Origin of the sequence: Paenibacillus agricola (genome assembly GCF_011440305.1) — a bacterium.
GTDB lineage: Bacteria > Bacillota > Bacilli > Paenibacillales > NBRC-103111 > Paenibacillus_S > Paenibacillus_S agricola.
The window spans coordinates 242,829-263,399 of sequence record NZ_JAAOIW010000005.1 but is presented as its reverse complement, the minus strand read 5'-3'; the positions used below and the strand labels follow the sequence as shown (position 1 = coordinate 263,399).

The 20,571-nt window shown below is 46.1% G+C and carries 19 protein-coding genes; 10 read left to right on the top strand and 9 right to left on the bottom strand.

Annotated features, from left to right (window positions below):
* Positions 1-91 precede the first annotated feature (91 nt).
* From G9U52_RS16185 to G9U52_RS16160, 6 genes are all read left to right on the top strand, one after another.
* Positions 92-2,443, top strand: coding sequence for an FdhF/YdeP family oxidoreductase (locus G9U52_RS16185; RefSeq protein WP_166151356.1), 2,352 nt, complete (start codon positions 92-94; stop codon positions 2,441-2,443).
* Positions 2,444-2,451: 8 nt separating this feature from the next.
* Positions 2,452-3,303: a formate dehydrogenase accessory sulfurtransferase FdhD gene (fdhD, locus tag G9U52_RS16180; RefSeq protein WP_166151354.1), complete on the top strand. Its 852-nt coding sequence runs from the start codon at positions 2,452-2,454 to the stop codon at positions 3,301-3,303.
* A 180-nt stretch (positions 3,304-3,483) separates the two neighbouring features.
* The gene (locus tag G9U52_RS16175; RefSeq protein ID WP_166151352.1) at positions 3,484-4,533 is read left to right on the top strand and encodes a cation diffusion facilitator family transporter; all 1,050 of its coding nucleotides are present in this window, start codon (positions 3,484-3,486) and stop codon (positions 4,531-4,533) included.
* Positions 4,534-4,678: 145 nt separating this feature from the next.
* Entirely contained in the window at positions 4,679-5,458 is a 780-nt protein-coding gene (locus G9U52_RS16170; RefSeq protein WP_166151350.1) for a sugar phosphate isomerase/epimerase family protein, read from the top strand.
* Positions 5,459-5,926: 468 nt separating this feature from the next.
* On the top strand, positions 5,927-6,490 hold the full coding sequence (locus G9U52_RS16165) for a TetR/AcrR family transcriptional regulator (protein WP_166151348.1): 564 nt from the start codon (positions 5,927-5,929) through the stop codon (positions 6,488-6,490).
* 79 nt (positions 6,491-6,569) lie between these two features.
* On the top strand, positions 6,570-7,697 hold the full coding sequence (locus G9U52_RS16160; protein ID WP_166151346.1) for an NADH-dependent flavin oxidoreductase: 1,128 nt from the start codon (positions 6,570-6,572) through the stop codon (positions 7,695-7,697).
* On the opposite strand, the gene G9U52_RS41695 is transcribed toward G9U52_RS16160, so the two are convergent.
* From G9U52_RS41695 to brfA, 3 genes are all read right to left on the bottom strand, one after another.
* Positions 7,657-7,872, bottom strand: coding sequence for a GrpB family protein (locus G9U52_RS41695; protein ID WP_166151343.1), 216 nt, complete (start codon positions 7,870-7,872; stop codon positions 7,657-7,659). The genes G9U52_RS16160 and G9U52_RS41695 overlap by 41 nt on opposite strands.
* A gap of 587 nt (positions 7,873-8,459) precedes the next feature.
* Positions 8,460-11,246 carry a CHASE3 domain-containing protein gene (locus G9U52_RS16150; RefSeq protein ID WP_166151341.1) on the bottom strand — a complete coding sequence of 929 codons (2,787 nt, stop codon included), beginning with the start codon at positions 11,244-11,246 and terminating at the stop codon, positions 8,460-8,462.
* A 132-nt stretch (positions 11,247-11,378) separates the two neighbouring features.
* A complete protein-coding gene (gene brfA / locus G9U52_RS16145) occupies positions 11,379-11,600 on the bottom strand; it encodes a ribosome rescue factor BrfA (RefSeq protein WP_166150829.1) in 222 nt (73 codons plus the stop codon).
* Between the two features lie 200 nt (positions 11,601-11,800).
* On the opposite strand from brfA, the gene G9U52_RS16140 reads away from it, so the two are divergent.
* Positions 11,801-12,082: a hypothetical protein gene (locus G9U52_RS16140; protein WP_166151339.1), complete on the top strand. Its 282-nt coding sequence runs from the start codon at positions 11,801-11,803 to the stop codon at positions 12,080-12,082.
* Between the two features lie 166 nt (positions 12,083-12,248).
* Here the strand turns inward: G9U52_RS16140 and G9U52_RS16135 are convergent, their stop codons facing one another.
* From G9U52_RS16135 to G9U52_RS16125, 3 genes are all read right to left on the bottom strand, one after another.
* Positions 12,249-12,518: a hypothetical protein gene (locus G9U52_RS16135; protein WP_243767370.1), complete on the bottom strand. Its 270-nt coding sequence runs from the start codon at positions 12,516-12,518 to the stop codon at positions 12,249-12,251.
* 120 nt (positions 12,519-12,638) lie between these two features.
* Entirely contained in the window at positions 12,639-13,751 is a 1,113-nt protein-coding gene (gene thiO / locus G9U52_RS16130) for a glycine oxidase ThiO (RefSeq protein WP_166151337.1), read from the bottom strand.
* Positions 13,748-14,407, bottom strand: coding sequence for a thiamine phosphate synthase (locus G9U52_RS16125; protein WP_243767369.1), 660 nt, complete (start codon positions 14,405-14,407; stop codon positions 13,748-13,750). Before G9U52_RS16125 ends, thiO begins: the two co-directional genes overlap by 4 nt.
* Before the next feature lie 174 nt (positions 14,408-14,581).
* Between G9U52_RS16125 and thiD the strand changes: the two genes are divergently transcribed.
* From thiD to G9U52_RS16110, 3 genes are all read left to right on the top strand, one after another.
* Positions 14,582-15,430 (top strand): bifunctional hydroxymethylpyrimidine kinase/phosphomethylpyrimidine kinase, encoded by an 849-nt coding sequence (gene thiD, locus G9U52_RS16120; protein WP_311764876.1) that lies wholly within the window; start codon positions 14,582-14,584, stop codon positions 15,428-15,430.
* Between the two features lie 110 nt (positions 15,431-15,540).
* Positions 15,541-15,978 carry a DUF86 domain-containing protein gene (locus G9U52_RS16115; protein WP_166151333.1) on the top strand — a complete coding sequence of 146 codons (438 nt, stop codon included), beginning with the start codon at positions 15,541-15,543 and terminating at the stop codon, positions 15,976-15,978.
* Positions 15,979-16,105: 127 nt separating this feature from the next.
* The gene (locus G9U52_RS16110) at positions 16,106-16,735 is read left to right on the top strand and encodes a helix-turn-helix transcriptional regulator (protein WP_166151330.1); all 630 of its coding nucleotides are present in this window, start codon (positions 16,106-16,108) and stop codon (positions 16,733-16,735) included.
* A 90-nt stretch (positions 16,736-16,825) separates the two neighbouring features.
* Here the strand turns inward: G9U52_RS16110 and G9U52_RS16105 are convergent, their stop codons facing one another.
* From G9U52_RS16105 to G9U52_RS16095, 3 genes are all read right to left on the bottom strand, one after another.
* A complete protein-coding gene (locus tag G9U52_RS16105; RefSeq protein WP_166151328.1) occupies positions 16,826-17,467 on the bottom strand; it encodes a bifunctional 4-hydroxy-2-oxoglutarate aldolase/2-dehydro-3-deoxy-phosphogluconate aldolase in 642 nt (213 codons plus the stop codon).
* A 56-nt stretch (positions 17,468-17,523) separates the two neighbouring features.
* Positions 17,524-18,666 carry a phosphodiester glycosidase family protein gene (locus tag G9U52_RS16100; protein WP_166151325.1) on the bottom strand — a complete coding sequence of 381 codons (1,143 nt, stop codon included), beginning with the start codon at positions 18,664-18,666 and terminating at the stop codon, positions 17,524-17,526.
* 95 nt (positions 18,667-18,761) lie between these two features.
* The gene (locus G9U52_RS16095) at positions 18,762-20,570 is read right to left on the bottom strand and encodes an EAL domain-containing protein (protein WP_166151323.1); all 1,809 of its coding nucleotides are present in this window, start codon (positions 20,568-20,570) and stop codon (positions 18,762-18,764) included.
* Position 20,571 lies beyond the last annotated feature (1 nt).

The following is a 20,571-nucleotide window of genomic DNA, read 5'->3' as shown; positions in this document are numbered from 1 at the left end:
ACAACTGACGATCCTTTTTTGCTACGACAAAAATGAGGGTTGGCTGTTGTGGCTTTTTCTATATTATTTGATAAACCAAGGAGATGTTAACATGGGAACTACTAAACACACAGGGCCGATTGGCCTGCCTAAAAGCTTGGATCCTAAGCTATGGGTGAGCAAGGCACCATTTGGGTTGGGCAAAGTAAAGCCTCATCATATTAAGGAAACCTTGAAGATCGCTTGGGAAAATCGTGACCAACTGCCCTATGCTTACCGTATCTTGACCCAAGGTGTTTGCGATGGTTGTGCTCTAGGGGTATCTGGCTTATACGACCAGACGTTGGAGGGACCTCACGTCTGTACGACTCGCCTTAATGTGCTGCGCTTGAATACGATGCCGGAGATTCAGCCTGAGGTGCTGCACCAGGATATAGGGGAGCTGCGCAAGATGGACAGTACAGCACTCCGCAAGCTTGGACGCATTCCGTACCCGCTTATACGCCGTCCCGGAGAAACGCATTTTTCGAGGCTGTCCTGGGATGAGGCGCTGGATACGATTGCCGCGAAAATTCGGGCGATTGATCCTTTGCAGCTTGCTTTTTACCTGACCGCACGCGGCATCACGAATGAATCTTATTACGCTGCCGCGAAGGTAGCCCGTCTGCTGGGCACGAACCATATCGATAATGCTTCTCGGATTTGCCATTCCCCTTCAAAAACCGCACTAAAGCGGTCAGTCGGCATCGGTGCTTCCAGCTGTAATTATAAGGATTGGATTGGCACGGATGTGCTGGTTTTCTGGGGGAGTGTTGCAGCAAACAATCAGCCGGTATCGACGAAATATATGTATGCCGCGAAGCGTAAAGGCACGAAAATCATCGTCATTAACCCTTACCATGAACCGTCGATGGATCAATATTGGATTCCTTCGATTCCCGAATCGGCCTTATTTGGAACCAGGCTCGCCGATGATTTCTATGGCGTTCATATTGGTGGGGATATTGCTTTTATGAACGGAGTCATGAAGCATTGGTTTGAAATGGAGGAGCAGAAAAAAGGGTCTGCGATTGACCATAACTTCGTGCAAGCCCATACGAATGGCTACGAGGAGCTCAAGGCCCATGTCATGGAGCAGGATTGGGTTTTGCTGGAGCAATCCTCGGGGCTTAGTCGTGAACGGATGCTGGAATTCGCATGTTTGCTGGCTTCAGCCAAATCGGCGGTTTTCGTCTGGAGCATGGGGCTGACCCAGCATCGCTTCGGGACGGACAATATTTCGCAGGTCGCTAATTTGGCGCTGCTGCGTGGGTTTCTGGGGCGCGAGCATTGCGGCTTGATGCCGATCCGCGGTCATAGCGGCGTGCAGGGCTCTGGCGAGATGGGTGCAGATCCGTTCAGTCTGCCCGGCGGCGAGTTTAACACAAAGGGCATAGAGCGTATGGAGCAGCTATGGGGCTTCAAGCTGCCGCGCTGGCAAGGGGATATTGTCGGTGTATCGCTGGAAAACTCGATGCTGCCTGATGAGCATGAGCGCAAGCTGAAGCTGTTCTATACATCAGGCGGCAACTTTCTGGAGACGATGCCGGATCCTGATTTTGTCAGAGGCTGCCTGGAAAATGTCGACATCCGTGTCCATCAGGATATTGTGCTCAACACCTCCACGCTTGCGGATGCGCGGGAGGCCGTCATTGTGCTGCCGGCGATGACCCGTTATGAGCAGCCGGGCGGAGGGACTTCGACTTCTACGGAGCGAATGGTTTATTATTCGCCGGAAATTAGGGGGCCTCGCGTTGGTGAGGCACGAGCGGAGTGGTCGATCTACGCCGAGCTTGCAGCGAAGGTAAACCCTGCATATAAGGCGCGCGTTGGTTTCGAGAATGCGGCTGATATTCGCAAGGAAATTGCCGAGGCTGCGGCTAATTATAACGGTATCCAGGACTTGTCGGAGCGTGGCGATGTATTTCAATGGGGTGGTGCTTGGCTATGTGAGGATGGCATATGTCCAACTGAAGATGGACGGGGCAACCTGATTCCTATCGAGCAGCCGGAGCTTCGAAAGCCTGAAGGGCATTTCCGTGTGACGACACGCCGTGGCAAGCAATTCAACTCGATGATTTATAGCGAGACCGATCCGTTTAATGGAGCAGACCGCTATGATGTACTGATGAGCCAGGAGGACGCCGATGATCTCAGGCTGAAAGAGGGCGATGCGATTGTCGTTTATAACCAATATGGGTTGCTCCATGGAAGGGCGAAGCCAGTACTGATCGGGCGAGGCAATATCGAGGTGCATTGGCCTGAGGGTAATAGCTTGATTCCCAAAGGTGTTTATGAACCGCAGGCAGGGATTCCTGAATACAATACAGCAGCGGTTGTGGAGAAAGCAGAAACATTCCATGCGTTCAAAGATACGAAGTATGTCGAAAAACGCATTACGGAGCTGGAAACGGAGATGGGGTGATGGACAGGATGGAAAGCATCGAAAAAGCAGACCAAGCCGACTATAGAGACGGAGCCGAGCCAGCCGCCACAGCAACCTGGCATATACTCAAGTATGCAGGGGGCCAGCTGCAGCCACAAGCTGACGAGGTGGCTGCTGAATATCCTCTCACCATTAGGGTTGATGGAGACGAGTTTGCCACAATTGTATGCAGCCCTTCCGATTTAGAGGATATGGTACTCGGCTTTCTTGCATCAGAGGGAATGATTCGGGTCATGGAGGATATACGCAGCTTTAAGCTGGATGTAGGGCGCGGCTTTGCTGAGGTCGAATTGACAATCAAGCAAAGCACAAGCAAGGAATGGTACAATAAACGTTTGATTGGCTCCTGTTGTGGTAAAAGCCGGCAGTTTTATTTTCATAACGATGCAAGGACCGCCAAAACTATCCCATTGCGAACGCGAATTAGCGCGCAACGTTGTTTGGAATTAATGAGGGACCTGCAGCAGGCTTCCGCTGAATTCCATAACACAGGTGGCGTGCACAATGCTGCATTGTGTACGGTCGACAGCAGCGATCCGCTGCCTATGTTAATCCGCTCCGATATCGGCAGGCATAATGCATTGGATAAAATCTACGGACAATGCATCCGGCACCGCATACCTTTGCAAGGCAAGGTTATTGCATTCAGCGGCCGGGTCTCGTCTGAAGTGCTGCTCAAGGTGGCAAAAATCGGCGTAGGCATCCTGCTCTCTAAATCTGCTCCAACGGGATTAGCGCTGGAGCTTGCCCATGATCTGGGCATTGCTGTTATAGGCTTTATCCGTGGAGATTCTTTTAATGTGTACACACACGCAGAGCGGCTGGAGCTCGAAAGCTAGAGCATATGCAATATTATGAATGGTAAAGCGTATAATAGAGGCTAACTTCTAAATCGTTCAATTGGAATAGGAAACTATTGACAATGGATAGGGCAGGAGTCATAATATAACATATGAGCAATCGTTCATATGTTATATTATCTTATTTATCCCATTCCGTGAGCGAAGGAGCATTAGCCTATGCACAAGCACAATCATAATGGCAATAGTAATCAGGGAGACTGCTCACATGAAGCTCAGGGCGACGCCCTAAAGAACAGCGGCCACACGCATGGCGATTCCCGCAGCAGTGACTCCCATGACCACTCCCACAGCGGTCACTCCCATGACCATAGCCATGGCCACCACCACCATCATCATGGAGATGGCAGCCAAAAAGGGCTGCTCATAGCCCTGATCATAACTACTGGCATTATGCTGCTTGAATTTTTTGGTGGCATTGTCACGAACAGCCTGGCGTTGCTCTCAGACTCTGGGCACATGCTAAGTGATGCGGTCTCGCTGCTGCTAAGCTTAATAGCGATTCGTTTCGCATTGAAGCCGGCATCGCCCCGCAAAACCTATGGTTTTTATCGTTTTGAGATTTTGGCGGCATGTTTTAATGGTGTTACATTGTTTGCCATTGCTTTGTTCATCATGTGGGAGGCATTCCATCGTTTTGTGGATCCTCCCGTTGTAGCTAGCGGTACCATGATGTGGATTGCTTGCATCGGCTTGTTGGCTAATTTGCTAAGTGCATGGTCATTAATGCGCAAAGGGGACGTAAAAAACAACCTCAATTTGCGGAGCGCCTACCTTCATATTTTGGGAGATGCATTGGGCTCGATTGGAGCGATCGTGGCAGGCCTGCTGATGCTGCTATTCTCGTGGTATATGGCGGATGCCATTATAAGTGTAGCGGTCTCGCTCCTCATTCTCAAAAGCGCTTGGAGCCTGATCCAGCACACCGTTCATATTTTGATGGAGGGAACACCGGCCTCTATTAACCAGAATGAAGTGAAGCAAGCCTTGGAATCAATTGAAGGAGTCATTGAAATTCATGACCTTCATATTTGGACGATTACATCGGGGATGGATTCATTAAGCTGCCACCTCTTGATCGAGGACCAGGTGGATGGGCAAGCCCTATTACAAAAAGCGATCCAGCTGCTGGAGCATGATTTTCATATCCAGCATAGTACCGTCCAGATTGAAACCTCGCTAAATTTCCATCAACCATTAAAGGTTTAGCCGTTTAGGTGGGACAAGATAAGTCGATTATGGCGAAATACTAGCAATAAAGGTTCGGAAACGATGATGGATTTACTGTAATATGGTTCATAGGCGATCACGATTCCATCGCTACCCTTATTAAATACCCTAAGGAGGTATAATAATGACTACATTTGGATGGTGCATGCCCATTGAACATGCTGAAGAGCTTCAAAAATACGGTTATGATTATATCGAATGTGCAGTTGCTCCCTTATTGACTTTGGATGATGTGGCCTTCAAGAAAGCGCTACCTTTGTATGTAAACAGTGCAATTCCTGTAAAGGCGTGGAATGTATTATTTCCAGGAGATATTAAAGTGGTAGGGCCTGAAGTCAACGAAGAAATTGTTAGAAAATATTTGGCCAGAGCGGTTGAAACGATGGTTCAAGCGGGCTCGTCTATCTTTGTGTTTGGCAGCGGAAGATCACGCAGTATTCCTGAGGGTTGGGAGCGCGCTCGTGCTGAAGAGCAAATACTTAGCTTGTTGAACATCATTGCTGGTGAACTAAAAGGTACAAATCTTGTCCTAGCTATTGAGCCTTTGAACACGAAGGAATCCAATATCATTACAAGTGTATCGGAAGGCGTATATTTTGCCAAACAAATCAATGATCCTGCAATCCGCGTGCTGGCTGATTTCTACCATATGGATGAGGAATCGGAGCCTTTGGATACGATTGTTGCTAATAAAGATTGGCTTTCCCATATCCATGTAGCAGATACAGGGCGTCTGGCGCCTGGTACTGGACAATACCCTTATGAAAGCTTTGTAGCCCAATTAAAGGCTGCCGGTTATAACGGAATGGTTTCAGCAGAATGTACATTAAATGACCGCGACAAGGAGCTTCCGGCTTCCTTAGAGTTTATGAAATCGCAGTGGGCTGCACAAGGCGTTAAGTAATACAATAGCTGCAGCGTAGACCTTTAAGTGTCCCGGCTTACTTCGGTGGGGATAAAGGATTATTTTTTGTATAAGTTCTTTTAAGTATCACTTCGAAGGTACCCATCAGATAACACAGCATTCACGCATCCACCTTATGAAGTCCATGACGAGGTTGCCTTGGGCCTTGCTCAACAAACGGGTAGGTTAGTTGAAGATCTGTGCTTACACGAAAACCGGATTCCCTTGTATAGTAAAGGGAATCCGGTTTTTTCATGCAAGAATTGCTTAGCTTATAGTTTTTTGTTTCGGTGAGGTGTGATTATTGGTGGTGGGGAACGGATCAGTTTCTTGTCATCAGTCTATTGAAGAAGAGAAGACGATGAGATGAGACGATGTGTAATTGGATAAAAACATATATCTAATTATTTTGTTCTGGACTTATTGGTTCGGAATGGTGTATATTATTTTTAAGGAGGTGAGGTACGAATGGTTCGTCCACGTAACTTTGATGAAATAGATGTATTAAGGAAAGCGATGATTTTATTCTGGACTAAAGGTTATGAATCGGCATCCCTAAATGATTTGCTGCATGTTACTGGACTTAGTAAGAGTAGTTTATACGAGACTTTTGGTAACAAACATGATTTATTTTCAAGAGCATTTGATTTATATCGCAAGGAGCGTCTGTCCGTACTCAATAATTATTTGAGCAATGAGAATGTATACCAGGGTATCGAATTATTTTTTATGGCCCTCCTTAATAAAGTTAGCAATGGTTGCATGACTTCCAATGAAGCTATCGAATTGGCGCCACATGATAAAGAATTTCAAAAAGTGATTGAAAAAGATTTCGAAGATGTTGAAAATGCATTTTTTAATGCAATTGAGATCGGTAAAATCAATGGTTCTATCCAGTCTAAAATCGATTCCCTTAAGCTTGCCCGATTTTTAACTGTCTCCTTACAAGGTGTAAATGTGATGGTGCGAGCACAAACAAGTCAAAACAGGATTGAGGATTTTGTGTCTGTAATATTAGGGAATTTGAGATAAATGAAAGTGTACTTTTTTTTATTTATTCCGGACCGAAAGGTCCTTAATATAAAATAACTCAAAGAAAAGAGGAACAAACATGAACAACAATTACAAATCCATTTTCGAGCCGTTCGAGCTTCCATCTGGAGTGCAGTTAAAAAACAGGGTGATTATGGCGCCTATGACCCTTGCGGCATCAAAGTCTAACGGAGCAGTTACTGAAGAAGAATTGGCTTACTATATTGAACGGTCTCAGGGTGTAGGCGCCGTGATTACCAGCAGTGCCCTTGTTTCGCAAAACGGAAAATTGATGGAAAACGGCTTCGGCGTTGACGATGACGTTCTGCTCCCAGGCCTAAAAACATTGGCAAACACTATTCATGAACAAGGTTCCAAAGCTTTTGTCCAGATTTTTCATGCGGGCCGTAGAAGTAATCCGGCGTTGCTGTCTGGAGGGCAACCGTTAAGTGCAAGCGCAGTTGCAGCAGAGCATGAAGGATCTGCTACCCCAAAGGCAATGACAGAAGAGGAAATTGAGAATGCTATTCATGAATTTGCCCATGCAACCCGAAGGGTGATTGAAGCCGGATTTGACGGAGTTGAGATTCATGGCGCGAACGGCTTCTTGATTCAGCAATTTTTCTCTCCGCATTCCAACAGAAGAGAAGACCAATGGGGCGGGACATTAGAAAAGAGAATGAGATTCCCTCTTGAAATCATCAAACGCGTAAAAGAAATGGTTACAAAACATGCAAAATCACCGTTTGTTGTTGGGTATAGATTTTCTCCGGAGGAAAGAGAAAGTCTCGGCATCACAATGGAAGATACTCTTCAATTCGTGGATGTTCTGGCCGAACAGAAGCTGGACTACATCCATCTTTCCGTGGATCATTTCTGGGGTGAACCGAGGAGGGAAGAATCCAACAGCACTAAGTCGCGTGTAGTAATGGTTCAGGAGCGTGCAGGTAATCGCGTGCCTGTAATCGGTGTTGGCGGTCTTTCCACACCGGATGATGTCGTTAAAGCACTGGGGACTGGAATCCCACTAGTAACAATGGGTCATGCCTTGATCATGGAGCCTAAATGGGTTGAGAAGGTACAAAGCGGACAGGAAAAAGAAATTAGAACGACACTTCCCCGACTAGCTCAAAAAGAATTAGTAGTTCCCGATCATTTGTGGGGATTTATAACCAATATTCCGGGATGGTTCCCGGTCGTGGATTAAGGAAGAAGAATAAACACCTTTCGAAAAATAACCATCTCAAAATAACAACATCCAGCCCATATACTGAAGTGCTACCGAAATGTTCGATTGAACTAACGATATCAGAAATTGCATTTTTTATGCTGTATGCTTCTTCTGCAAATAAAACGGACCAATTAGGGTCATAAGGAATCAAAAGTTTTATGCAGAACTATTCTGCACGTACTTTAATAAACCAAAAAAGGAGCAGCCGCACGGCAAGCTCCTCCACAATCATTTGGAATAGTCCTAAATCGTTAAAGTCATCCCCGGATACCATTACATTTTCTGACTTCAAACCTGGGGTTTCGGATCATTCGAACGGAGACCGAATTGAGCACGCTGCGAGTCGGGAACTGGTTTACACGCATACCATGAATCATTAACATAGTATGAAATTAACGATTGAGGAGCATGTAACTCAATGAATTTAATGTGCCGCTGAGTTTGCTTAGCGATACTCGTAAACTCCTATTGATAAGGCAGTCTAGCCTTGCATGCCCACCCCTCCATGCAAAGCCTCTAGATGTAACGGTTTGTCGGTAAAAAACCCATTTACACAAAATAATTTGCGCTCCCAAATACTTTAGCTACTCAATCAAATTACTCTAGTTTTTCAGTGGCCTCGCTATTTAGCGAAAGCTTCTTTTTCTTCATGCTTACTTGAAAATACACTACAACCCATACTTCGATTTGTGAAGATTTGTGCCAAGCATCCATCTATATTTTGCTTGAATACTCAGCTTAAGATTTGCTCAGCCATACGCGCATAACGGAAAATAATTGCTCCAAGTCGATCGGCTTGCTAATGTAATCAGAAGCGCCTGCATCTAGACATTTTTCACGGTCGTATTTCATCGCTTTGGCTGTAAGGGCAACGATCGGAAGCTCATTGTATGCTGCGCTTTGGCGAATATGCCTCATGGTTTGGTAGCCATCCATTTCGGGCATCATAATATCCATAAGGATGATATCCACATCAGTGTGCAGCTTCAGTACATCTAAACATTTGCGACCATTGTGTGCAGCGATTACTTGCATGCCTTGATTCTCAAGTGCTTTGGTCAATGCATATATATTGCGTACATCATCATCAACTACAAGCACCTGTTTACCTTGGAAAATATTCCGGCTTGACGGCAACTCATTTAGCCGTTTCTGCTCGGATTGGGCAGCTTCGATGTTCATCGCATCCAAGGTAGCAGAATGAGTAAAGCTAGGCTCCGCTAATTCAAAGCTGCTTACGATGGTAGCGGACGATTCTGAATAGGTGCTAACCAGTTCCGTGGAAGTGGAGCTTTGCAAGCAGGGAATAAAGAGCGTGAAGGTACTACCTTTGCCTTCCTCGCTTTCAAGCGTAATGCTCCCTCCAAGCAAGCTGGAAAACTCGCGTGAGATGGACAAGCCAAGCCCCGTACCTCCATATTTGCGCTCGGTTTTACCATCCGCTTGTTGGAACGCTTCGAAGATGAGGCGGCGTTTATTCGCTGGAATCCCTATGCCCGTATCGCTGATCGAGAAGGCGATAACGTCTCCAGTGCCCGCATGAGGAAGGGCAATATTGGCTTCCAGCGGATCTGCTTTACGGATGGAGAGGGTAACGATTCCGCTCTCCGTAAATTTAAACGCATTGGATAACAGATTTTTCAAAATTTGCTGCAGCCGCTGCTCATCAGAGAAAATTAAATAAGGCAGGTCGGGATGCTGAATGATCCGGAATTGCAGATTTTTTTGCTCAGCTAATGGTGTGAAAATGCGTTCCATCACTTGAGGAAGCTCAGTCAGGTTTACGGCACCAATTTCAATATCCAGCTTGCCGGCTTCGACTTTGGAAAGGTCAAGGATATCATTAATTAAAGCCAGCAGATCATTGCCGGAGCTATTAATAATACGTGCATATTCCTGTTCGTCAGAAGTTAAGGTTCCGTTCGAATTTTCCACTAAAAATTGGGACAAAATAAGTAAGCTATTAAGCGGTGTGCGCAGCTCATGGGACATATTAGCAAGAAACTCTGATTTGTATTGGGAGCTTTGCTTTAATTGCTCCGCATATTGTTCAAGCTCTTCTTTAGCCCGTTCCACTTCATGCGATTTTTGTTCAACGAAAAGGTTTTGCTCTTCCAGACTCTCATTGGTTGAGCGAAGCTCCTCAGTCTGGGTTTGCATTTCCTCTGCTTGGGTCTGGAGCTCCTCGGTCTGTACTTGAAGCTCTTCAGCCATCGTTTGCGATTCATTGTATAAATTTTCAATTTCGGTACGTCTTTGCGCGTTATGGAGCGTAGTTCCGAATGGTTCGACAATTTGGCTAAGGATCTGCTGCTGAAGCGGCGTAAAGTTATTTAAGGTGGCAAGCTCCATCACAGCAAGTACGCTATTCTCGAACATAATGGGAGCCACGATAATTTGCTTAGGAGAGGTTTGGCCCAAGCCGGAAGTAACCTTGATGTAGTCATTAGGTACATGGTTCACAATAATAATCCGGTTTTCTGTAGCGCATTGTCCCACTAAGCCTTCACCCATACGAAATTTTTGTACCCCAACCTCTTCAGCTGGGCCGGCAAAGGAGGCGTATTTGATTAAATAATCGTTTTTATCGGATAATTTACGCAAATAAACGACTCCATATTGCGCCTCGACCAAGCCAGCTACTTTATTGATGAAGGACTGTGTAAGCAGACGCAGGTCTGTGACACCTTGAAACGTTGTAGCCATCTCGGTGATATGGGATTTCACCCAATTTTGCTCTTCCAGATTCATTAGCAGCTCATTTGTAACCAATGCCAAGTCGCCGATCTCATCCTTCGAATTTACTTTTACTCTCATGGTTAAATCGCCTTGAGAAGTGACGATGCTTCTTATGGAGCTGGTAACAGCCTGAATGGTGCCAACGATAGACTTGGAGGTGATGAGTGCTATAACTATAGTAACTGCTGAAATCAGGAACCAGACCAGATTTAGTATATGAAGCAAAATTTCATTGTCACGTATAAGGGCCAGGCTACGGTTCTCAGTTAAAGCCAGCTCCGTGTTACGAAATTGCTGGAATTGCGCTCGCATTTGATCCATATAAGGCTTGCCTGGGTCGGTTTTGAAAAATTCGATAATTCCTTCTGGATTATTTTCTCTTTTTAGCGCTAAAACCGGCTCAGCGGCTTCAATAATCCATTTCTCAATATTACCCTTGATACTGTCGAGATTTTTTTGCTGATCAGGATTATCTGCTATGAGCTGGTAAAGATTCACATAGTTTTCTTTCCAAATGGCATAGCCACTATTATAAGGAGCCAAATATCTTGCGTTACCCGTAATCAGATAGCCCCGTTTGCCATCTTCCATATCCAATATATTTTTTTCGATTTCGTTGCTTAGGTTATGGACTTGCAAATCGTGGTTCGTTATATATTCCCTATCCTTCTTCATGGTAATGACCCGTTCATTAATTAAGAGGATGGAAATACTGAGTCCAATAATAACGATCACATAGCCCAAGATGATTTTAGTTCTAAGATTAAACCGTACTTGGCTGAACAAAGCAGATTCCCTCCCGAAAAAAAGATATGGAATTTATGGAATTATATAAGCGTTCATAACGCTTTAATGCTGTTTTACTAGCAAAATTCCAGATCTAAATGTAACATAAAAATCAGGAGTATAAAAGAAATTTCAGCTTACCCAGGGGGTGAAAATAAAAATGGAACCTTCGCTGCCAGGCAGGGAATGGTTCCATTTATGCTTATGCTGCAGCCTTTCTTTTCGTTCGGTCAGGGTTGGTGTCAAACGCAGGGAAGGGTCTATTCCATTCCAGCTTAATCGGTTATACTCGGGGTTCAATTTGCCTTGGCGCTCTAAGCGCTTGCGCACTTTCTTGGCTTTGCTATGTGCCATATAGGCACCTCCTAATTTTCAATTGGTTCCAGGTTGAGATGGTACCTGTTAAGTATACAATAAATCTCTATGCATTCAAAGGGCCTGTCAACCCGTGACAATTTCGCAACAATAGCTGCAATTGGTTGTGTTAGCCAGCTTGTTTTGGTAACCTTAGATCAGGTCGTTCCCTACATTTAGGCCTTTCAGGAGTGAGTCTGTTGTCCTACGATTTTTATTATTGGTTAATTATGGGTGTCGCCTTTGTAGTGACGAATGCTTTGGGTGTAGGGCTGATGTGGCGGACGCAAAAGCTGTTCTTATCCTTCGGGGCTTCGTCTGCTCTCGATCTCCTTATTTTTGCGGCTGCAGCCTTCTGGTGGGCTTCGTTATTTACAGGCTTCGCACGTACATTTGGTTTGGTTGGTTTTGTCATAGCTTTTGTGAATATTGAAGTGTTATTGTTATTTGCTTTATTTATCATGAAAAAGAAATCAACCTGAAGGCACGATATGCATATGCCGCGCGGCTCATCTAATAGATTCCTACCGGCCTGAGCTGTTCGTGGCATCAGGCTATTTGGATTTTGCATAAAAAGGTGAAAAACTCCTGCCCTTGTAGGAGGGAGGAGTTAAGGCGGAAAGAAGCCATAAGGAATTCATCTATGGCTTATTTGTCCGTTGAATAAGTATGGAATTTCTGTTCGAGTGCATGCCAACGTACACTGGATATGAAAAAACCAACAACAAGGAATACCGCTAATCGTATATATAGCCAAGATGGGGTAAAGGTTTGTTGGGTTAACCATTCCAACCCGGTGAATAATCCGGCTAATCCGATTCCCCAAGGCAGTATCCCGAAGAACAGCATATATTTGCCTTTACCGATCGTTCTAGTTTTACGCCATTTATTGGCTTGTGTCTCGCTCATGCCAGCCATACGGTGTTCCTCCTGAATGATTATTCCATCATAAATCTATCATCATTGCATGTATCTGCAGTTATAGGCATTCGCTGTTAGATGAGCGAAGTCCTTCTAGTACGCCAATTGTTCACAAGATTAAACAAGCTGTAAAGGGCGATCTGGTGAAAAAGGTGCCAGATCCAGGTCAGCCCGCTCATTAAGCAGCAATTGCCTGATAAGCCTGCCGGTCGCTGGCGCTAGCAGGATGCCATTACGGTAATGGCCCATCGCCAATACCAGTCCGGGTAATTGCGTTAAGTAGCCCATAATCGGCATTCCATCCCGAGTGCCTGGGCGTAAGCCGGCCCAGGTACGAATAAATTCAGCCTTTGCCAATTGAGGAACCAATTCGGTCGCCTTGGCGTGCAGCTCGCTAATGGAGGAAATATGGCATTGCTTATTAAAGCCCGCTTCTTCCTGCGTAGCGCCGATCGTCAGGCTGCCATCAAGCTTAGGCACGATATAGCAGCTTTTCGTAAACACGGTGCTGTGGATCGCCGGCGTTTCGGTCCTTACCGATATGCATTGCCCTTTGACCGGGAATAAGGGAAGCTCTATACCAAAAGGCTCGGTTAAAGCAGAGCCCCATGCACCGGCGCTTACAATGACATGGTCGGCGAATAAAACACCTTCAGCGGTACGTACGCCTTCGATGCGGCCCTGCCGTTCAATAAGGCTATGGACAGGGGTCCATTCGCGTATGGCGCAGCCTAGCTTACGTAAGGCTGCTTGCAGCGCTTCAGCCAGATGAACAGGGTGAACCTGGTGGTCTTGGGCTAAGCGCAGTCCGCCGCGGATATGTGGAGATAGGCCGCTTTCCAAGGCGAGCATATCTGCCGCACTCAGCCATTCGGCGTTCTGGATCCAAGGCAGTCGGCCTAGCAACTCCTGCTCATCCTCTTGATCGAACGCGGCCCGCAGGATGCCTCCTTCGATGTATTGCATAGAGATGCCGCTAATCCGGTGCACCTCATCGCTCCAGTCCCGGTATAGCCGTTGGCTTAAACGGCAAAGCTCGTAAAAGGCACCAGGCTGGTGCGTCTCTACTTGGGCACCAAGCATGCCTGCAGCGGCTGTGGAAGCCTCTTGGTTTAATGCTCCTTTATCGATGATCGTGCAGCGGATTCCGCTGCGGGCAAGCTCCCAGGCAATCGAGCAGCCGATAATTCCGCCACCGACTATGATTGCTGATGTAGCACGGCTAGTCAATGATAACCTCTCCTTGGCTTGTATTGGGTTTGATTTAAGGCTTCACGATAACGTATGATTTGCTGTGCCGGTTCTGGATGCAGCAAGATTGCCGATAACAAGGCAATGCCGCTGCAGCCCGTCGATAAGACTTCATCGACCCGCTCCAGCGTTATGCCGCCAATGGCGATGACCGGAATCGGGCAGGCCTCCACGACTGCAGCCAATGCTGCGATCCCTCGCGGAGCCAAGCCCGGCTTAGAGCCGGATTCGTACACGTGGCCGTACATCACGTAATCCGCTCCTTGCCCAGCAGCTTCCACGGCCTCGGCAGCAGAATGGACGGAGCAGCCAATCCGAACAGCCGCGGGCAGAATTAGGCGGCTTAAGCGGACGCTAAGGCTATGGTAGCCTAGCTGTACACCAGGCGCTTGCATAGCTAACGCGGCGTCAAGCCGATCGTTTACATAAATCGCGGAGCTGGGGAATAAAGGCTGGAGTTGTGCATACCAATCTGTAATTTCACGTGCTCCATGCTGCTTCTCACGAATATGGAGAACATCGACAAGCGCTGTTGGACAAGCAGCGGCAATATGCGCCACCTCAGTAAGCTTTTGTTGGCCTGTTGTTAACATATGAAGCTCATGCCTATTGATCGATTGCACGTCCTTTAACAATAAAATGATTTAGGAATATCATAACGCAGCGTTTGCAGACCGTCAAAGCGTTTGGGCAAGTTGTTATAAAATGAACACAAAGCTAATGACTTGACGCTAGGAAAGCAGACCTATACACTTTACAATAGGAATACAAACGAGGAATATAAACACATGCGAAAGGAGACGATGGATGTGGAACAAGTATACAAAGCGCTGACCATTGCTGGATCAGACAGTGGAGGGGGAGCCGGCATTCAAGCCGACCTGAAAACGTTCCAAATGCTGGAGGTTTATGGGATGTCCGCCATTACGGCGGTAACTGCGCAAAATACGCTAGGTGTCCATGGGATTTATGATATCCCCCTTGAAGGAATCGAGCGCCAGATTGAGGCAGTTCTCACTGATATTGGGGTGGATGCGTTAAAGACGGGGATGCTGTCACAGCCTGAGGTTATTGAATTGGTGGCGGATCTGGTCAGCAAATATAAGCTGGAAAAGCTGGTTATCGATCCTGTGATGATTGCTAAAGGTGGTGCTAATCTGCTGGCGGCTAGTGCGCAGGATGCACTACGCCGGCGGTTATTACCTTTAGCGGCGCTAGTCACGCCGAATATTCCGGAAGCCGAGGTGATTCTCGGCATGGAAATTTCGTCATTAGAATCGATGAAGGAAGCGGCTGTGCGAATGGTTGAGCAATTTGGGGCAAGGGCGGCTATAGTTAAAGGCGGACATCGCACCGGTGACCCCACCGATGTTCTGTATGATGGCAAGCAGTTTCACCTGATGACCTCGGAGCGTTATCCAACACGCCATACCCATGGGACGGGCTGTACATTTGCGGCAGCGATCACAGCGGAGCTAGCCAAAGGCAAAAGCCTGATTGAGGCTGTGCATACGGCGAAGCAATTTATTACATTGGCCATCCAGCATGAGTTGGGCATTGGCAATGGACACGGGCCTACCAACCATTGGGCGTATTGGCGCGAGAAGCATAACCTCTCCCAATTGGGCGGGGCAGCGAAGGAGCAAGGGCAATTATGAGCTATGAATATTTGATGCAGGCAGTCTTATTAATTTTTTTATTGATAGCTAGCTTTCCAGCTATTATGTTATGGTCTAAATGGAGAAACAAGAAACGGAGATAATGCCCCATGTATTATGTAAATCATGAACAAATTAATAAGCGGCTGGCGTTTATTCCCACACTTATTGAAGCTTGCGAAAGCCTGGTAAGAGCCTGCGAAGTGGCACCACTCTCCGAGCAGCTGCTGCTGCAGCTGGCGCAAGAAAGAACACTGCACCTATCTATTGAAACGGTGACCGATGTGGGCAATCTGTTAATTGATGCCTTTATGCTACGGGATGCAAGCAGCTATGAGGATATTATCGATATTCTTGCCGATGAGCATGCCTTCGAGGACAAGGAAGCAGCTGTATTTCGCCAGCTTGTACAGCTGCGTAAGTCACTTGCCCAGGAGTTTGTAAGCTTTCCAAGGCAAATCCTGCACCCATTGGTCCATGAGCTGCCAGAAGCATTGGCTAATTTTGCTGAAGCTGTTCCAGCCTTTATAAGCCGTGAATTAGTGTAAAGCATTCTTTGAAAATAAACTTTTGATACTTTTTAGTATAATAATTTACTTATGGTTGGTTTTCATATACAATACTTGTAATAGTTTAGGCAATGTGTAGCTTAAACGCAAAAGGTGGTGAGGCTTAGTGAACCAGGAATTTGAAGTGTCGACACGCAGGACGATATTAACCATGCTGAAAACTCAGGGAAATCTAGCGGTTAGTGAAATCGCTAAACAGCTGGGGATTACAGAGATGGCAGTGCGGAGGCATTTGAATACGTTGGAGCGCGATGGCCTGATCGACTCCAGACTGGTACGCCAAGCGATGGGAAGGCCTACGAATTTGTATTTCCTGACGGAAAATGCAGATGAATTATTCCCGAAGAACTACCATAATCTAACCTTGGATTTATTGGGGGAGCTTGCTGCCGAAGCGGGTGAGCTTCAGGTTCAGCTGCTGTTCGAACGCCGCAAGGATAAAATGATTGGTCGCTTCGAGGAGCAAATGCGGGGGAAGCCGCTGGCTGATAGAGTCAAAGCACTGGCAGACATCCAGAATGCCAATGGGTACATGGCAAGCTGGGATACTGCTGAAGCAGGGGGTTACATTATAAACGAGCATAACTGCCCGATTTCGCAGGTGGCTAACCAGTATAACCATGCCTGCCATTGCGAGCTGCTGATGTTCGAAACCTTGCTTGATGCGAATGTGCAGCGTACGGAATGTTTAGTCAAGGGCGGCTTGAAGTGCTCGTATACAATTCAGGACAAATAAAACCATCTCCGCTTGCTGGAGATGGTTTTATACTTTGTATTACGCGTGCAGGTAATAACAAGCCCATTTATTTGCCAATCCCTATGCTGCTTAACGTTTAACGCCTACACTGGCGGTTAATGCTGCTGCCTTATCTCGGATCCAAGTGAAATTACCTGCGGCAATTTCTTGCAGGTTCACCAACGATCCGCCAATCCCAAAGCCGTAGCAGCCTGCTTGCATGAATTGGGGGATGTTCTCTTCATTTACTCCGCCAACCGCTAGCATAGGGATATGGTTAAGCGGTCCTTGAAGCTCTTTAAAATAGCCAAGTCCAAGGCTAGCTCCCGGGAATATTTTCACCGCCGTTGCGCCAGCTTTCCAGGCCTTAACGATTTCTGTTGGTGTCATGGCACCTGGATATACAGGGATGCCTTGCTGGACCGCATACCGAATAACCTCTTCATCGGTATTAGGCGTAACCAAGTATGAAGCACCAGCTTCAATAGCTTTAGTCGCGTCGTCTATATCAAGCACAGTGCCTGCACCGATAAACATATGGTCTCCAAACTGCTGCTGGAGCTTTGCAATCATGTTCAATGCGCCTGCAGTGTTCAATGTAATTTCCATGGCACGTATGCCACCGTCTAGCAGAGCTTGGGCTAGCTCCGTAATATGCTGCTCCTCAACACCACGCACTATCGCAATAATGCGGGTTTGTTCAACCCATTCCAGGCCTTGCTCCCGATTCATATCTACACCTCATCTACAAGTTATGAGTCTATTATGACAGCTTTTGAGCAATTCGGCTACCATTTCGAAGGGTCAATCTTGCTAGGGTCAAGACCTTCCCAAATATTGCGGATTTGGACAGCCTTGGGATCTTCAAATATGAGCCATGCAGTTGGCAAATACCGCTCACCGTATTCACTTGAAGGACGGTTAACAATTTGGTTATTATGGACAAGCACCGTTGAGGAGCCTCCATCCAGATTAGCCGCAGTAACAGCTCCACGCTCCAAAAATATTTGTTGGATATCGAAGAGGGTGGCTCCAATGCTGTGGCCGGGCTGCCTTCCGTCAATAATGGCAAACATGATCGTTCCATCCTCCTTTTGTGCCATGGAGGTACGGGGAGCGATTCCCCAGCCATCGGCTTGGCTCTTGATTTGGCCGACCCCGTTGACGATAAACCGCGGCGCAAAGGTAACAGCTTCCTGAACACCCATCTTCAGCAATTCGCTAGGCTTATACTTTCCCGCGATCATCCGTCCATCCTTATCGATCGCGACAATATGATTAGACGTATTCAAATCGCCATCATTATAGAAGATTTTCCCGCCCGAAATGACCAGTCCAGTAGGCTGGAAGCCATTTCCTTTCCATTCCGGGTCTATGAAGCCGCCCGCATTTACGCCAGCTACAGCACCTAAACGTTTTACCATAGAAGACACTTTTTCACCTTTGCCCACACTCCCAGGCACGGCTATCCGAAGCTTTTTGGCATCATTTACGATCAACAATTTTCCTTTATAATTTTTGCCTTCAATAGGCTCCACCTCTACGAGCGGCTTTTTCTCGATAATAGCTTTAGGCTCTACGGGTTTATTGACCTGTACCAGCTTTTGGTCCTTCACCTCGGCAAATCCATCGAATTGCTTCCAGTAACGATCCACACGTTTATCCAGCTCTTTTTCGCCAATTAAATATTTGGCCCAGTGGCGGTGCTGTGTAGAAATTAAGGTATCGGCCATCATATATCGTAGGCTGCTCCCAGATTCGGTTACGAAAAACCACAAGCTAAACATCATCCCAAATAAAAGCAGGACGAAGACCGTATACGTAATTAATGTGAGCAAGACGGAGCCTGCTGTTTGTCGTGGCTTGGGCAGAGCCTTCTTGGTAGCTGTGACTGCTTTTAATTTCGTGCTACTTGTACTATTTGCTGCCATATCCCTTATCCCTTCAAAGCTATGAATGCACCTCTCCCTTTAAACGAAAAAAGATAGAAAAAAGTTTCAGTCGAGACCTCACTTTTTTCCATCATTCATAATAGGGATAGCTGTTTGTTGTTTTTAAGTAATAATTCAAATTCATTGGCGGGAATGGGTTTGCTGAAAATAAAGCCTTGAATCTCGTCACAGCCTTTCAGCATCAAAAAATCAAGCTGTTCTTTAGTTTCCACTCCCTCAGCAAGCGATTTGATTTTGAGCTGGGAAGCCATGGCAATCAGGGCAGTTACGATAGCTGCATTTTCATCATCAGAGGTAACATCCCGAATGAAGGATTGGTCGATTTTCAGGGTATGAACACGAAACCGTTTCAGGTAGCTGAAGGAGGAGTAGCCGGTACCAAAATCATCAATGGATATAAAAACTCCCATGGATCTCAGCTTTTGCATCGTTTCAATAATATAAGGAACATTCGTCATAGCCACATTCTCTGTAATTTCTAGGCAGAGAAGCTTCGGGTCCAGACCGGTTTCTTCGAGGGTATCTTCGATAATTTGCACAAATTGCGGCTGATGAAATTGGATAGCTGATATATTTACGGACACTCTTTGCGCAGGATAACCAAGATCCTGCCATTTTTTATTTTGGAAACAGGCTTGCTTAAGCACCCAATTACCTATGGGTATAATAAGCCCGGTTTCTTCTGCCAGTGGGATAAAGTCGGCTGGTGAAACCAGTCCCCATTCAGGGTGAAACCAGCGAATAAGGGCTTCCATTCCAAATATTTGCCCGCTCAATAAATCAACAAAAGGCTGGTAGTAAACCTGAAATTCATTGCGCTCTAATGCTTTACGCAGGTTAATCTCTAAGCTTAATCTATGCAAGGATCGTTTATTCATTTCTGGATGATAATAATGGTATGAATTCCCACCCTTCTCTTTGGAACGATACATGGCAATGTCTGCATTTTTCAGCAAAGTCTCTGAATCCGTACCATCATGGGGGTAAAGACTTATTCCTATACTCGCAGTGACGAACAGCTCTTGGTTTTCAAACAAAAAAGGTTCCTTTAGCAACTCAGGAATACCCTTGGCAAATTGGGCAGCTTCATCTATGTGCGCTATATTGGAAAGCAATATGATAAACTCGTCTCCTCCGAAGCGGGCTACGAGATCCTTTTCCTTCACATAACCTTTAAGCTTTTTGGATAAGGACTGAAGCAGCATATCACCCACATAATGGCCTAAGGTATCGTTAATGACTTTAAATCGATCTAGATCAAAAAAAATGATAGCCATCTTCCCGTTGGTTCTAACCGCTTCATTAAAGCTGCTTTTGAGGCGCTGGTCGAAATGCAGGCGATTGGGTAGATTCGTTAAAGCATCGTGATAAGCCATATGGACGATTTTTTCCTCGGCTCGCTTACGCTCATTAACCGCGCGGATCGTTGCGTAGGACCGAAGTAATTGTCCGTCATGTGTTTCACTAATAATCTTTTCAAAGATCTGGTCATGCTTCTGCGGGTTATGCTCAGAAGAAGCTGGGTCAGAGGTATTGATTAGTTGCATTACATTTTCGACATGCTCCTTATGAATGCGGGCAGTGGACGCCGTTGTAGGCCTATTGTGGTCTCGTTTATTTAAATAAACGATGCCTTTTATATTGTCATATTCGGACACATGATTCATATTCACAATATTAGTGTTATCGAGTAGTCGAAAACCATCCTCAAACAGCCATTCTTCCAAACTATCAAAAGAGAAGTCAAGGAAATATTGATGCTCTTTGGTATGGATTAAAATTTCTCGTTCACGAACCTTATCAATTTTGACGACTTCGCTAGAATCAATAATTAATATTTCTGACCCTCGCTTGCCATCTCGCGTAACGGGAATTTTCTGCATA